This window comes from Eubacterium ramulus ATCC 29099, from assembly GCF_000469345.1.
Taxonomy (GTDB): Bacteria; Bacillota; Clostridia; order Lachnospirales; family Lachnospiraceae; genus Eubacterium_I; species Eubacterium_I ramulus.
In genome coordinates this window covers 1-1,209 of sequence record NZ_KI271126.1, presented here as the reverse complement: position 1 = coordinate 1,209, position 1,209 = coordinate 1, and the positions used below count along the sequence as shown (strand labels likewise).

The following is a 1,209-nucleotide window of genomic DNA, read 5'->3' as shown; positions in this document are numbered from 1 at the left end:
TTTTATGCTATTTGTCTTAATCCTTCTTCCAGTATATTCTTTGCCGCATTGATATCTCTGTCATGGTTTGTTCCGCAGACAGGACATATCCATTCCCTTACTGATAGATTTTTCGTCTCTGTATTTTGGTATCCACAGGCTGAACACAACTGACTACTAGCATAAAATGTATTTATCTTGATATATTTTCTGCCATTCCACTTTGCCTTATATTCTAACTGTCTTGTCAGCTCATACCATGATACATCACTTATAGACTTTGCCAAATGATGATTTTTTACCATGTTTTTTATCTGCAAATCTTCTGATACTATCACTTGGTTTTCGCTGATAATCTCATGGGACATCTTGTGCAGATAATCTTTTCTGGTATTTGTTATTTTTTCATGGCATAATGCTATCTTTTTCTTTGTTTTGTAATAATTTTGACTTCTTTTCTCTTTATGGGCTAACTGCCTTTGCAGTTTTATCAGTTTCTTTTCGTATTTTCTGATGATTTTTGGATTTTCGTATTTCTTTCCAGCTGAAGTAATACATAACTCCTTAATACCTAAATCTATTCCTGTATTTTGATTTACATGTGGCAGTTCCACGTGTTCTGTTTCCACTAAAATTGATACATAATATTTTCCACTCGGAATTTGTGATATCGTTGCCGATTTTATCTGCCCGCTAAAATTTCTGTGCAGTTTTGCTTTTACATTTTTTAATTTAGGCAGTTTTACTCTATTTTCCTCGAAATCTACTGCTATATTGCCATTCGTAAAATTTGTTGTATATGACTTATGATTATCGTGTTTACTCTTAAACTTCGGATAACCTGCATGTTCCTTAAAAAATTTCTGATATGCAGCATCCATGTTGTAAATCGCATTTGTCAGAGCAAATTTATCCACTTCTTTCAGCCATTCATATTCTTTCTTTAATTGTCTGTTGCAGTAATTGTTACAGTCAGTTTTACTAACTGATTTTCTCTCTTTCTCATATACTTCTTTCCGATATGCCAGTGTCTGATTATATACAAAACGGCAACAGCCAAATGTTTTTGCAATTTGTATTTTCTGCTCATTATTAGGATATATTCTGTATTTATATCCCTTTAACATCCATTGTCACCCTCTTTCTCAACCTTGATTTTCTATGTATCTTTTCAGCATTTCTTCCGATACATTTCCTACACTACATGCAAAATATCCATCTGTCCAAAAG

At 32.9% G+C, this 1,209-nt stretch carries 2 protein-coding genes; both read right to left on the bottom strand.

Features of this window, described 5'->3' with window-relative positions; translation table 11 throughout:
• Nucleotides 1-2: 2 nt before the first annotated feature.
• Nucleotides 3-1,106: an IS200/IS605 family element RNA-guided endonuclease TnpB gene (gene tnpB, locus HMPREF0373_RS07460; protein WP_021739070.1), complete on the bottom strand. Its 1,104-nt coding sequence runs from the start codon at nt 1,104-1,106 to the stop codon at nt 3-5.
• Nucleotides 1,107-1,124: 18 nt separating this feature from the next.
• Nucleotides 1,125-1,209, bottom strand: an 85-nt coding sequence (locus HMPREF0373_RS07455) for a transposase (protein WP_021739069.1), incomplete at its 5' end; no start/stop codon positions are given.